The sequence below is a fragment of the Paraburkholderia fungorum genome, from assembly GCF_046026025.1.
Classification (GTDB): domain Bacteria; phylum Pseudomonadota; class Gammaproteobacteria; order Burkholderiales; family Burkholderiaceae; genus Paraburkholderia; species Paraburkholderia fungorum_E.
In genome coordinates, this window is the sequence record NZ_JAQQFL010000052.1 from 1 (window position 1) to 12,752 (window position 12,752).

Consider the following 12,752-nt stretch of genomic DNA (forward strand, 5'->3'; position numbering starts at 1 on the left):
TCGAGTTCCTGATCGTCCATCAACGGATCGAGGCGCCACGTCAACGTGCCGGTTCTGAGCGTCATCGAGACGGGATACGACGTGTTCGTGCGTGGCGAACGCCACGTGCGAGCCGGACTGAAATCGACCTGATCGTGCCTGAACGTCGTCACCTGACCGTCGCGATTTCTGAGGGCGGCATGTGCCCATATAGCATGTTCCACAGGTGAAAAACCGTGGCAAAACAGCTTCACCATCCCACTTGATTTCCCTTCTGCAGGCGCTTCATCGCTTCGGCTTGTTTCCTTAACATCTGCCTCAGAATACTGTATAAATATACAGTGAAAACTCGTCACCCTATGCTTGCCCGATGCCGGGCCGGGTGGAGTATTCCCTACGGAACGAGCGTGTCTATGGCAGCAGCGATTCATCTGGCGACGACTGCGCTGTCGTCGCAATTGCGGCGTCAGGTGTGGCCTGGTAATGAGCTCGCCGAGGCAGACTCGCAGGTGATCTCCAGCGGTTATGCCGCGCTAGATCAACTGTTGCCCGGGCAGGGCTGGTCGGCTGGCGGCCTGACGGAATTATTGATTGAACACGAAGGAGTCGGCGAACTGCGTCTGTTGGCGCGTGCGCTTCAGCATCTCACGGCACAAACCGAACGGCACGTCATGCTCGTGGCGCCCCCTTACCAGCCCAGTGTTTCTGCTCTGAAGGCTTGGGGGATCGAGGTCGAGCGTGTCCTATGGGTGCGTTCGAGTGAAGACCACGCTTTGTGGGCCGCTACTCAGGCATTGAAGCAGGATGGTATGGGCGCCGTACTGGTATGGCTGCCGAATGCGCGCGCAGATAAGGTTCGACGTCTGCAGGTGGCGGCTCAGGAGTCCGCATCGCTGGCATTTTTGATCAGGCCTGTCGAGGCAGCCACGCAATCTTCGCCGGCACCTTTGCGAATGATCTGCGAGCCGCTCTTGCCGGCCAATGCGCAGACGATCAATCGTCGTCAATGGTTGCAGGAGATTGGTATCTCGATCGACATTTTCAAGCGCCGCGGGCCGCCGCTAACGGAGCCTCTGCGTCTCATTTTGCCGTTACAAAGCGTCGTGTTGCCGGAAAGCGGAGTCGGCAGCAATCAAGGACGAGAGATCAAACATGTTGTGGATCGCAGTCACATTGCCGCTCTTGTCGCTGGAAGCGGTGAAGCCTCTCGAGCCGCCCCAGGGTGGTTCAGTCGCGAAGCCGAATCGGTGTGAATCCGGAGACAAGGCAAGCCAACCTCCAGGCGCCGAAGATGCCACCGGGGCGCGCTGCTATGCGCTGGCCGATCACGCGCACATCCTGATGCCGGATTTCGACGCATTGCGTGCTGGGGTGCATGCAGGTCATTCGCGTTCGTCCGCATTAGCGCTGGCGCCTGGTCTCAAGATGCTTGCCGCAGACACGGCCCGTGAAACCCAGGCGTTCGAAGCGATGGCGCTCGCTTTGCTGACGTACACACCAAAGGTATCGCTCGCGCAAGCTCACACCTTGTTGCTGGAAGTCGGCTCCGGTTTGCGGTTGTTTGGCGGCTTGCGCATGTTGTTGTCCCGGGTATCTGCGACGGTGGCTGAATTCGGCTATACGGCGCGCATCGCGTGCGCACCGACAGCCTGGGGCGCGTGGCTGTTGGCGCAGGCGCGTGCCGATCGGCAGGGGCGTCGTTGGCATGTGGTGAAGGAAACGTCGCTTGCGCGGGTCCTCGATCGCATATCTGTGTCGTTGCTGCCGGTTGCGCAGGCGCATCGCGAGGCGTTTACGCATGTCGGCTGCACGACGCTGGCTGATTTGCGCCAGTTGCCAAGGTCGGGTGTCGTACGGCGGTTTGGTAGCGGTATCCTGGATCTGCTGGCACAAGCCTACGGCACGCGCCCGGATCCGCGCGAATCGTTTCGTGCGCCGGCATCGTTTCATGCGCAGTTGGAATTGCCGTCACGGGTCGATAACGCCGATGCACTACTGTTCGCCGCGCGTCGGCTGATTGTGCAACTGGCCGGATGGTTGAGCGCGCATCATGCTGCGCTCAGTGGTTATACGTTGTTGCTCGAACACGAATTGGCATCCCGCCATGCGCCGAAGACGTCGAGTCTGAAGGTCGCGTGGGCCATACCGTCGCGCGATGCTGAGCATTTGATCTGGCTGCTGCGTGAGAGGTTGAATCAGACGGTTCTGGCGGCGCCCGTGATCGAGTTGAAGCTGATAGCGGATCAGATCAGCGAGAGTGCAGGGCGATCGGACACCTTGTTTCCAATGCCCGAATCAGATGGCGATTCGATTGCGCGTCTGCTCGAACGCTTGAGCGCGCGTTTGGGGCCGGAGAACGTGTTGCAGATGTCGGTGCATGACGATCATCGGCCTGAGCGGGCAATGCGCGTCGAGGCCTACCAGGCGCAAGCGTTGTCGCGCAAGAAGCGTTCGTCTGTGAAAACCAGCACGAAAATTAAAGCGGATAAAACCTGGCTGACCGATGAGTTGCAGCACGCTGCATCGGAGAGTGCGCGCGCAGACGGCGATGAGGCCATACAGGCAGAACAGGCAGAACGCACAGCACACCCGGCGCACCTATCACGACAGTCTGACAAAACAAGTGATCCTAAAAGCAGCCGCCTATCCGTCATGCAACCAGTCGATGCTCAAGCCTCACTCGATCTGCCCGACAGTGTATTGCCATCGCAGCCTCGCCCTGTCTGGATGCTCGACAAGCCGCTGCGCCTGATGATGCGCGACCAGCGGCCGATCTATCGTCGGCCGCTGAAAATGCTCACGCGTACCGAACGGATTGAAGCAGGGTGGTGGGACGGTGACCGCGTCGAGCGGGATTACTACGTCGCGGCAGACGATCGTGGTCATATGTTCTGGGTGTTCCGCGAACGTTTAAACGGCGAGTGGTATTTGCAGGGTTTGTTCGGTTGAGCATCATGGCAAATTCCCGGACCTCAGTTTTATTGGAGCGGGCGCTTGCGGCCCAATTGCCGCCCTACGCGGAACTGCATTGCCTGACTAATTTCTCGTTTTTGCGCGGCGCTTCGCATCCGCATGAGTTGGTCAAGCAGGCGATGTCGCGCGGCTATAGCGCGCTAGCGATCACCGATGAATGCTCGCTGGCGGGTGTCGTGCGCGCACACACGGCGGTGAGAGAAATCAAACAGGAGCGGGAGCGCCAACAGAAGGAGCGCGATGACAAGGCGAAAACCGCGCAAGAAGGAGCACCCCTAGAAGATGCAGAAAAATCGACGGCCACAAAGCCAGCGGACTCGCAACAGAAAGTCGCAGAGTCAGAAGCCACACAACAAGAAGCCACAGAGCCAGAGGCGCTAAAACCAATCCCTCATCTCATCATCGGCAGCGAGCTGAATCTGACGGACGATGCAGGCGAACCATTCTGCACACTGGTTGCGCTCGCAACCAACCGCAATGGCTACGGCAATCTTTCCGAGCTGATCACGCTCGCCCGTTCGCGTGCCGACAAGGGCAGCTATCGCCTCGGGCCGTCCGATTTCACCGATGCGTTGCCGCATCTCGAACATCTCAGGACCTTGCCCGATTGTGTCCTGATCCTCGTGCCGCAACGCACGGCGACGTTCACACACACGCTGCGCTGTGCGCATTGGCTCGCCTCATTGGCTCCGCAACGCTCATGGGTTGCACTCGAGCTCTGGCAAACCGGCAGTGACGATCTTCAGATTGACGCATTGCGGATGATTTCAGAAGCAAGCGGTTTACCTCTGGTGGCGGCAGGTGGTGTTCTGATGCATGCACGATCGCGCAAGCCATTGCAGGACACCCTGACCGCGATCGGTCTCGTCACTCCGCTATCGGCATGCGGCCACGCGCTCGAGGCCAATGCCGAGCGGCATATGCGCACGCGCGTGCGACTCGGCAAACTGTATCCGCGCGACACGCTCGAAGAAACGCTGCGCATCGCCGCCCTATGCCGTTTCTCGCTCGACGAACTGAAGTACGAGTATCCGGAAGAACTGGTGCCGGCCAGCGAATCGCCGTCGAGCTATCTGCGCAAGCTGGTGATGGCCGGCGCAATTGAGCGTTGGCCGGACGGCATCGATCTCAAGCGGATCTATCAGATCGAAAAAGAGCTGCAACTGATCGCCGATCTGAAATACGAAAAGTACTTCCTGACGGTGCACGATATCGTGAGCTTTGCGCGCTCAAGAAACATTCTGTGCCAAGGCCGTGGTTCGGCGGCAAACTCGATTGTGTGCTACTGCCTGCATGTGACGGAAATCGACCCGGTACACATGAACATGCTGATCGAACGGTTCATTTCGCGTGCGCGTAATGAACCGCCTGATATCGACGTCGATTTCGAACATCAGCGCCGGGAAGAGGTGATTCAATATATCTACGGCAAATATGGACGTCATCGCGCCGCGCTTACTGCATCGTTGATTACGTATCACGTGCGCAGTGCGCTGAAGGACGTCGGCAAGGCGTTGGGGCTCGAGGCGTCGCTGATCGAGCGGATCAGTAAATCGCAGCAATGGTGGGACGGCACGGATGCGGTCGCCAAATATCTGGCTGAAGCAGGCTTCGCTGCCAACTCGCACATCACGCAGAATCTGATTCGCCTTACCAAAGAGTTGCGCAATTTTCCGCGTCATCTGTCGCAGCATGTCGGCGGCTTCGTGATTGCGAAAGACAAGCTGTCGCGACTCGTACCGATCGAGAACGCGACGATGAAAGAGCGCAGCGTCATCGAGTGGGACAAGGACGATATCGATGCGCTCGGGCTGTTGAAAGTCGACGTGCTGGCGCTCGGCATGTTGTCGGCTATCCGGCGCGCGTTGGAGTTTGTCGCATTGCGGCGCGGTTTGTCGAAATTCAGGATGCAGGATATTCCGCGCGAGGATCGGGCCGTCTACGAAATGTGCGGTCATGCCGATACGATCGGCGTATTCCAGATCGAATCGCGTGCGCAGCAAAGCATGCTGCCGCGGCTGAAACCGAACAAGTACTACGATCTCGTGATCGAAGTCGCGATCGTACGACCTGGGCCGATTCAGGGCGGCATGGTGCATCCCTATCTGCGCCGCAAGCAGGGCCTGGAGGCGGTGGACTACGCGAAAGATGAGTTGCGGCCCGTGCTCGAGCGCACGCTCGGTGTGCCGATTTTCCAGGAGCAGGTAATGCACCTTGCGATGGTTGCTGCGCTCTACACGGGTGAGCAGGCCGACCAGTTGCGACGGGCGATGGCCGCGTGGCGGCGCACCGGTAATCTGGCGAAGTATCAGCAGGATCTGACCGACCGCATGCTCAAGCGAGGCTATGAACCCGACTTTATCGAGCGCATCTGCAAACAGATCGAAGGCTTCGGCGAATATGGTTTTCCTGAAAGCCATGCAGCGAGCTTTGCCTTGCTCGTCTACCTTAGCGCGTGGCTGAAACGTTACGAGCCGGCGGCTTTTCTGGCGGGGTTGCTGAACAGTCAACCGTTGGGATTTTATTCGCCGTCGCAACTCGTGCAGGATGCCCGGCGTCATGGCGTCCAGGTATTGCCGCCGGACGTGACCTTGAGCGATTGGGAGTCGACCTTCGAAATCCGTGGCCATGAAGGGCAGCGGATTGCATCGGGCGAGACCTGTTTGCGTCGTCAGCAGGGCATATTATCCGCGCAGCAATTACGCGATCTGTCGTTGCGGCGCTTGAGCGTGGCCCGAACGATCCGGCGCGCGGCAAAACAGCTGAACGCACGCGTATTTCAATCGTCAAAAACCTATGGGGCGCGAGGCCCGGCAGTACGCATCGGCATGCATCTGATCAAAGGTCTTTCACAGGTGGCTGCCGAACGCATCATGGCGGCTCGTGACGACGCGCAGTTTACCGACGTCGACGATATGACGCGTCGTGCGGCATTGACGCGGCGCGATCTCGAAGCGCTCGCCGCGGCGAACGCGCTGGTCAGCATCGCGGGCCATCGGCGCGAAGCATGGTGGGCGGTGACCGCGCAGCACACGGTGCCCAAGCTGCTACGTGATGCGCCGATCATCGAAACGCCGTTGGCATTGCCGCAGGCAACCGAAAGTCGCGAGATCTTCGACGATTACGCGAGCATCGGTCTTACGCTCAATCGTCATCCGCTCGCCCTATTGCGAGAGCGTCTTGCCCGGCAGCGTTTTCGCACGGCGGCCGAACTCGCCGTGTGTCGGCATGGCACGCTGGCGCGCGCCTGCGGCATTGTCACCGTGCGGCAGCGGCCGGGCACGGCAAACGGCACCGTGTTCGTTTCCATTGAAGACGAAACCGGCTCGATCAACGTGATCGTCTGGCCATCGCTGGTGGAAAAGCAGCGCAAGGTGCTGCTGGGTTCATCTTTGCTGGCGGTGTATGGCGTCTTGCAGCGCGATGACGGCGTTTCTACCGGTGGTGACAGCACCGGCAACGTGGCGGACGCCAATCAAGCAGGTAAGGCGAAACGGAAGCAGAAGGGCGAGGTGATCCACCTCGTCGCGCATCGGCTCGAAGACCACAGCGAATGGCTTGGCGAACTGGCCACGACGAGTCGCGATTTTCATTGATGCGGACCTGCCGTGGCTGAACGCGTATACACGGGGGTGTTATACCGTCGTACCGGCAACCCGTGGAAACGCGGGCAGCGCCTGCCGTGGCCAGGCTTGCAAGCCCGACGCCAATCTGGCGAGTCGTCGGACCGTGAAAGCGCGGGCAGCACTTGTTGTGGCCAGGCGCGACTATCTGTTAGAGCGGCGTCTCGCCGCGCCATGGAAACGCGCATAGCACTTGACTGATCGCAACGTCGAACGGTGTGCGGCGGCCAATACCGAGCGCCTCGAGCCGATCCGAAGCCAGGTGACAGTTATGCGGACGCGGCGTCGCATCCGTGGGCGTGTGCTGTGGCGTCAGTTGCGCATCAAGTTGCAGCGCTTCTGCCAGCCGCACGGCGATTTCATACTTGTTCATCGGCTCGTCCCCCGACCATTGCACGATGCCACGGATCGCATCGCCACGCGCATGCCGTTCGAGCATCTGCCGGATCACAAACGCGACGTCCGGCGTAAAGGTCGGGTAACGAATCGCCCATGCATCCATGACAGCGGCTTTGCCCGCGCGTGAAGCCGACGCGGCGATCGCCGGCACGAGACTCGTCACCGCCGATTCTGCCCAATCGACGATCGGCCCATATAGCAGCGGTAAACGCAGCACGCAGCCGAGATCGGTGGATTCCGCCAGCGCGCGTTCACCTTCGAGTTTGCTGCGCCCGTAGGCATTGAGCGGTGCGGGCGCGGAATCGTGCTGATAGGGCGGGTGGGTGCCGTTGAACACGTAATCGGTCGAGATTGAAAGCGTCCATGCGCCGCGCCGCTGCGCCGCCGCAGCCAGAGTGCGCACCGCATCCACGTTCAACGCCCGGGCGAGCGCCGGATCGTGCTCGCACACATCCGGCCGACGTTCCGCGGCGGCGATCACGAGTGCGTCCGGCGCTTCACGCTCAACAAATTGCTCGACCGCCAGCGCATCGCGAATATCCAGCGCAACGGTGTTTGGACCCGGTCGGCTGAACGCCGTGGCGACAACTTGCCAGCTGGCCTGCTGCGTCAGTTCGTCGACGAGAGCCCGGCCGAGCAGCCCGGAAGCACCAATGACGGCAACCTTGAACATGATGGTTGCTCGCTTAGCGGGCCGGGCCGGTGGTCACACTAGTCACGCTGGTCACCGTGTAGCCGGCATCGTCGATTGCGGCCTGTAGCGTGTCAGCCGGTTGCGCCGATTCGACCGCCACGCGACCGGAAGCCAGATCAACCTGGACCTGCGCGGCTTCATCGTGTTCACGGATTGCATTCGTCACCGCCGCCACGCAATGCTGGCAGCTCATGCCTTCCACCTGGAATTCGATCGTCATCGGGATTGCCTCGAAAAAATGAATGTTGCGATAGTTGAATTATGCCTGCCGATGCGTAATTGAGTGCCTGACCTTCCCACTATGGGAAGGTGTAGGATCGGGGCACACATTGGGGAAACAGTCATGAATATCGGTGAAGCGGCCCGCGCGTCGGGCGTCACGGCGAAGATGATTCGCTACTACGAAAGCGTAGATTTGCTGGCGGCAAAGGCCCGCACGAGCGCCGGCTATCGTGTATACGGGCCGCAAGAAGTCCATTCGCTGCGTTTCATCCGGCAGGCGCGCCGTCTTGGTTTTCTGGTCGAAGACATCCGCCGGCTTCTGGCGCTATGGCACGACCGGTCGCGCGCCAGCGCCGAAGTAAAGGCGATTGCGCTGGAGCACGTCGCGGAACTCGATCGCCGCATTGCCGAACTGAGCGATATGCGCGACACATTGGCGCATCTGGCGGATCATTGCCACGGCGACGATCGCCCGGATTGCCCAATTATCGAGCGGCTAGCCGACACCGATCTGGTGTCGGGGAAGGGGTGTCATCCGATTTGAACGCGTCGGGTGCAACTCGTTGTGGGATTTGTCACGATGGACCATCAAAAAGCACCATTATGGTGCTTAATAATTTGGGGGAGCATCAGACATCCCGAAACGGTCATCTTGAATTTAAACAAATCAAGGACTTACGCGCACCACGAGCGTGCACCATTCCAAAACGGAATGCACGTCATGCGGGCATTTCACTAGCAAGGTTGCACCATAGGGCTATAATCCGGGTTAACCCTTTTACGGGAAATCCCTGATGCAGAACTCACCGGGGATTCAATCTGATCCTTGGAGAACATCATGTTTGCATACGTACTTGAAAAGCTGAGCACCTGGTTTGAAACCGCAGAACGTAGCCGTCGTGAAGCCTATCTGGCGTCGTCGTCGGATATCGTTCAGCTTGAACAGCGCATCCGCTCGCTCGAAACCAACGGCTATTCGCTGTAAGTTTCAACTGCATCAAGTTTGACCCGGCAGCGCTTGTGCGCAGCCACCGCAGTAAAGTGTTGAGCCCCGTATAGACGGGGCTTTGTCACATCTGGACCGCGGAAATTTCGCGGCAAGTGGCGTTTCAACGCGACTTGTGGCTAATAACGACTAGCCTGGCAGGCGTCGTCGCGGTAAGGTAAAGCGTTTACTGCGCTATCCGGCATCCCAAACTCAACCGGTCCGCCCATGCTTCCTGTCCGCTTGCTCAAATCCGTCCTGGCCATGGCTGTTACAGCCTCACTGACAACGGTTTTCGCAGTACCGGCGAGCTTCGCCGCAACGAGTAATAACGTCCGCAAACCCGTGATACTCGATTCGCAGAGCGGCATTAGCGACGGCCAAAGCGGTACGGTGCTGCAAACCGCGCTGTTCTCGCGGCAGCCGATTGTAGGGGCGCAGCCCATCGCCGCGCCCACGGAGTTGGCGCCGAATTCGTCGATACCGTTCGTTGTCGCGCCTTACATCCCGGTGCCTGTCGGCGGCGGCACGCCGTCGCCACAACCGCGGCCGCAGCCGCGTCCCGTGCCTCGAGGGCAATAAGCCCCTCTGCGCGATATTCCCAGCAGTTTCTTTTTCGTCCGTTGACGCTTCGAGCGGCGCTCAGCTTGAAGCGCGTCCAATGCCGATCCGATGATGACTAAACTGGCGTGCAGCGGTGCGATCGACGCGCCGGCTGACAGGTGCACGGTGACGGCCGGCATGGGATATACCAACGACCCGGTCCGCAAGGCTGCGTAACCCCAGTAAGCGGCGTGGGGAGAGAGGGCAATTTACCCGGTCGCGCGCAGCCTGCAACGAGGCTCAATCGCCTCGATACTCCACCTTGAACTGCGCGGCCTTGTCCTCGCCGAGCGCCTGAACTAGCCAGGGCATCTGATCTTTCAGTGTTTTTGCCAGCGTATACGGCGGATTCAGGATGAACATGCCACTGCCGAATAAGCCGAAGCCGTCGGTCGGTGGATTGCTGACGGTCAGGCTCACATGCAACCAGTTGCGCTCTTGCAGTTTCTTCAACTGATCGGGGAAGCGCTGCGATTCAAGGCGTCTTACCTGTGGATACCAGACTGCATAGGTGCCGGTCGGAAAGCGCTTCAGGCTTTCTTCAACGCAACGCAGCGTGCGCGTGTAGTCGCGCTTGTCTTCGTACGACGGATCGAGCAGCACCAGCGCGCGGCGCGGTGCGGGCGGCAGCAACGCGAGGATGCCGTCGAAGCCGTCGCCCGCATAAAGCATCGCGCGGCGGCCAGCGTCGCGGAAGTTATGGCGCAGCACGTCGATTTCTGTAGTGTGCAACTCGAACAGGCGCATGCGGTCCTGCTCACGCATCTGCCGCCACGCGATATATGGCGACCCCGGGTAGAAACGCAACTGGCCGTCCGGATTCAGCGCGCTCACTTCGTCGACGTAATCTGCGAAGACCGACGGCAGGTCGTTACGTCCCCATAGTTTGGCGATGCCGGTCTGGAACTCGCCGGTTTTGGTCGCGTAGCCTTCCTTCAGCGAATAGACGCCGGCGCCCGCGTGCGTGTCGATATACCAGTAGGCTTTGTCCTTCTGGCCGAGGTAGCGCAGTAGCTGCAACACGACGGCGTGTTTCAGAACGTCGGCGTGATTGCCTGCATGAAAGGCGTGGCGGTAGCTGAGCATGATGAGGAGACGCTGAAAGAGGGCGTGCCGGTCCAGGGCGGATTCGGCGATGCGAATGCAATGCGGCAGCACAACTGAAGTGCAGCGCGGTCGCGTATTGTACGCGACGCCGCGTTGCGTCCTGTAGTGCGTTGCGCGGAACAGGGTCCGGATGGCGCGCGGACCCTGTTCCGCGGTCTGGTGCGCGGCCGGTCAGTCGTAGGCGTCGCCGATGATTTCCTCGATCCGCTGCTTGATCTCCGGGGTGATTCGCTCGGCTACATCGGCGGACTTCATGTTTTCACCGATCTGTTCGACGCGCGAGGCACCCGTGATCACGGTGCTCACATTCGGATTCTTCAGAATCCACCCAATCGCCAACTGGCCGACCGTGCAGTCCAGTTCGTCAGCCACTTCGCCCAGCTTGCCGACTACGTTGTTCTTGCCGGCATCGGTGACCTGCTTGCGCAACCAGTCGTAGCCTTGCAGTTGCGCGCGGCTATCGGCAGGCACGCCATCGCGGTACTTGCCGGTGAGCAGGCCGGACGCGAGCGGGCTCCAGGTAGTCAGCCCAAGGCCGATATCCTCGTAAAGCCGCTTGTATTCCTGCTCGACGCGTTTGCGGTGGAACAGGTTGTACTGCGGCTGCTCCATGACCGGTTTGTGCAGATGATGCCGTTCAGCGATCTCGTAAGCGGCGCGAATTTCATCGGCGCTCCATTCGGAAGTGCCCCAGTACAGTGCCTTGCCACGCGTGATCATGTCGCTCATGGCCCAGACGGTTTCCTCGACCGGCGTGTTCGGGTCAGGACGGTGACAGAACACCAGATCGACATAATCGAGCTGCAGGCGTTTGAGCGAAGTGTCGATCGCGTTCAGCAAATATTTGCGGTTCAGCGTGTGGTACTGGTTCGGCGCTTCATTGAGCCCCCAGAAAAATTTCGTGGATACCACGTAGCTCACGCGCGGCCACGCCAGTTCCTTGAGTGCCTGACCCATGATTTCTTCGGATTGGCCGGCGGCGTACACCTCCGCGTTGTCGAAGAAGTTGACTCCCGCATCGCGCGCGGCCGCGAGCGACTCGCGCGCCGCACGGTGATCCACCTGATTGCCGTAGGTGACCCATGAGCCGATGGACAGTTCGCTAACTTGCAGGCCGGAACGGCCCAGACGTCGATAATTCATGCATTCCTCCTTGGTAGTGATGCCGCCGGAATCCCGCTGAAACGTCTAGTTTAAAGAGATAAGGTTCGATGTGCGGTTTACGGATGTAGTTCACACGGTTCATGCACAATAGCAACCTTGGCCGCAGTGCAGCATTCGGCCAAACGGCCTATGCCGTTTGGCTGACTTCACGCCGCCTGCGGCCCGTGGTCTCATTGCTCATCAACTGCATGGAGGTTCTGGATGTCGTCACTGAACACGAATCTGAATGGCAAGGTCGCGGTGGTTACCGGCGCTGCGAGCGGTATCGGCAAGCAGATCGCGCTTACGCTTTCCGCAGCAGGCGCGGCGATCGCGATCGCCGACCTGAATCAGGATGGGGCGAACGCCGTCGCTGAGGAAATCAAACAGGCTGGTGGAAAGGCAATCGGCGTGGCAATGGACGTCACGAACGAAGACGCTGTCAACCAGGGCATCGACAAAGTCGCGGCCGAGTTCGGCTCGATCGACATTCTGATTTCCAACGCGGGCATTCAGATCGTTAATCCAATCGAAAACTACTCGTTTTCCGACTGGAAGAAGATGCAGGCAATCCACGTGGACGGCGCCTTCCTCACTACCAAGGCCGCGCTCAAACACATGTATAAAGACGATCGTGGCGGCATTGTGATCTACATGGGTTCGGTCCATTCGCACGAGGCCTCGCCGCTGAAGTCCGCCTATGTCACGGCCAAACATGCGCTGCTGGGGCTCTCGCGCGTGCTGGCCAAAGAGGGCGCGAAACACAACGTGCGCTCGCATGTGGTGTGTCCGGGTTTCGTGCGCACGCCGCTGGTCGACAAGCAGATTCCCGAGCAGGCCAAAGAGCTGGGTATCAGCGAAGAAGACGTGATCAAGCGTGTGATGCTGGGCGGCACGGTCGACGGCATCTTCACCACGGTGGAAGACGTCGCGCAGACGGTGCTGTTCCTGTCCACTTTCCCGACTGCGGCGCTGACCGGCCAGTCCTTTATTGTGAGCCACGGCTGGTATATGCAATAAGGAG

At 59.8% G+C, this 12,752-nt stretch carries 12 protein-coding genes and 1 pseudogene; 8 read left to right on the forward strand and 5 right to left on the reverse strand.

Translation table 11 applies throughout. The features are described 5' to 3' along the window. Positions 1–197: pseudogene (locus PQR67_RS35760) on the reverse strand (lipocalin-like domain-containing protein); the annotation flags it as partial. A 195-nt stretch (positions 198–392) separates the two neighbouring features. Between PQR67_RS35760 and imuA the strand changes: the two are divergent. Genes imuA through PQR67_RS35775 form a run of 3 tightly spaced genes read left to right on the forward strand, consistent with a single transcriptional unit; the run spans position 393 to position 6,548 of the window. After that, positions 393–1,232 (forward strand): translesion DNA synthesis-associated protein ImuA, encoded by an 840-nt coding sequence (gene imuA / locus PQR67_RS35765; RefSeq protein WP_408467510.1) that lies wholly within the window; start codon positions 393–395, stop codon positions 1,230–1,232. Then, the gene (locus tag PQR67_RS35770; protein ID WP_408467511.1) at positions 1,132–2,928 is read left to right on the forward strand and encodes a Y-family DNA polymerase; all 1,797 of its coding nucleotides are present in this window, start codon (positions 1,132–1,134) and stop codon (positions 2,926–2,928) included. Before imuA ends, PQR67_RS35770 begins: the two co-directional genes overlap by 101 nt. 5 nt (positions 2,929–2,933) lie before the next feature. After that, positions 2,934–6,548 carry an error-prone DNA polymerase gene (locus PQR67_RS35775; RefSeq protein WP_408467512.1) on the forward strand — a complete coding sequence of 1,205 codons (3,615 nt, stop codon included), beginning with the start codon at positions 2,934–2,936 and terminating at the stop codon, positions 6,546–6,548. Between the two features lie 178 nt (positions 6,549–6,726). Here PQR67_RS35775 and PQR67_RS35780 read toward each other — a convergent pair whose 3' ends face one another. Continuing rightward, positions 6,727–7,647: a dTDP-4-dehydrorhamnose reductase family protein gene (locus PQR67_RS35780; protein ID WP_408467513.1), complete on the reverse strand. Its 921-nt coding sequence runs from the start codon at positions 7,645–7,647 to the stop codon at positions 6,727–6,729. 13 nt (positions 7,648–7,660) lie between these two features. Beyond that, complete coding sequence (locus PQR67_RS35785) at positions 7,661–7,888, reverse strand: heavy-metal-associated domain-containing protein (RefSeq protein ID WP_408467514.1); 228 nt, start codon at positions 7,886–7,888, stop codon at positions 7,661–7,663. A gap of 123 nt (positions 7,889–8,011) precedes the next feature. On the opposite strand from PQR67_RS35785, the gene cueR reads away from it, so the two are divergent. From cueR to PQR67_RS35800, 3 genes are all read left to right on the forward strand, one after another. Continuing rightward, positions 8,012–8,434: a Cu(I)-responsive transcriptional regulator gene (cueR, locus tag PQR67_RS35790; RefSeq protein ID WP_408467515.1), complete on the forward strand. Its 423-nt coding sequence runs from the start codon at positions 8,012–8,014 to the stop codon at positions 8,432–8,434. 294 nt (positions 8,435–8,728) lie between these two features. Beyond that, positions 8,729–8,875, forward strand: coding sequence for a DUF3563 family protein (locus PQR67_RS35795; RefSeq protein ID WP_074284875.1), 147 nt, complete (start codon positions 8,729–8,731; stop codon positions 8,873–8,875). 345 nt (positions 8,876–9,220) lie between these two features. Then, complete coding sequence (locus PQR67_RS35800) at positions 9,221–9,457, forward strand: hypothetical protein (protein WP_408467516.1); 237 nt, start codon at positions 9,221–9,223, stop codon at positions 9,455–9,457. 261 nt (positions 9,458–9,718) lie between these two features. On the opposite strand, the gene PQR67_RS35805 is transcribed toward PQR67_RS35800, so the two are convergent. Then, positions 9,719–10,564 carry a 23S rRNA (adenine(2030)-N(6))-methyltransferase RlmJ gene (locus PQR67_RS35805; RefSeq protein ID WP_028200351.1) on the reverse strand — a complete coding sequence of 282 codons (846 nt, stop codon included), beginning with the start codon at positions 10,562–10,564 and terminating at the stop codon, positions 9,719–9,721. Here PQR67_RS35805 and PQR67_RS35810 point away from each other — a divergent pair. Then, positions 10,508–10,642, forward strand: coding sequence for a hypothetical protein (locus tag PQR67_RS35810; protein WP_408467559.1), 135 nt, complete (start codon positions 10,508–10,510; stop codon positions 10,640–10,642). The two genes, PQR67_RS35805 and PQR67_RS35810, sit on opposite strands and share 57 nt — an antisense overlap. Before the next feature lie 114 nt (positions 10,643–10,756). Here the strand turns inward: PQR67_RS35810 and PQR67_RS35815 are convergent, their stop codons facing one another. Then, positions 10,757–11,728, reverse strand: a complete 972-nt coding sequence (locus PQR67_RS35815; protein WP_408467517.1) for a potassium channel beta subunit family protein — start codon at positions 11,726–11,728, stop codon at positions 10,757–10,759. Positions 11,729–11,950: 222 nt separating this feature from the next. On the opposite strand from PQR67_RS35815, the gene PQR67_RS35820 reads away from it, so the two are divergent. Then, complete coding sequence (locus PQR67_RS35820; protein WP_408467518.1) at positions 11,951–12,748, forward strand: 3-hydroxybutyrate dehydrogenase; 798 nt, start codon at positions 11,951–11,953, stop codon at positions 12,746–12,748. The last annotated feature ends 4 nt before the right edge of the window (positions 12,749–12,752 follow it).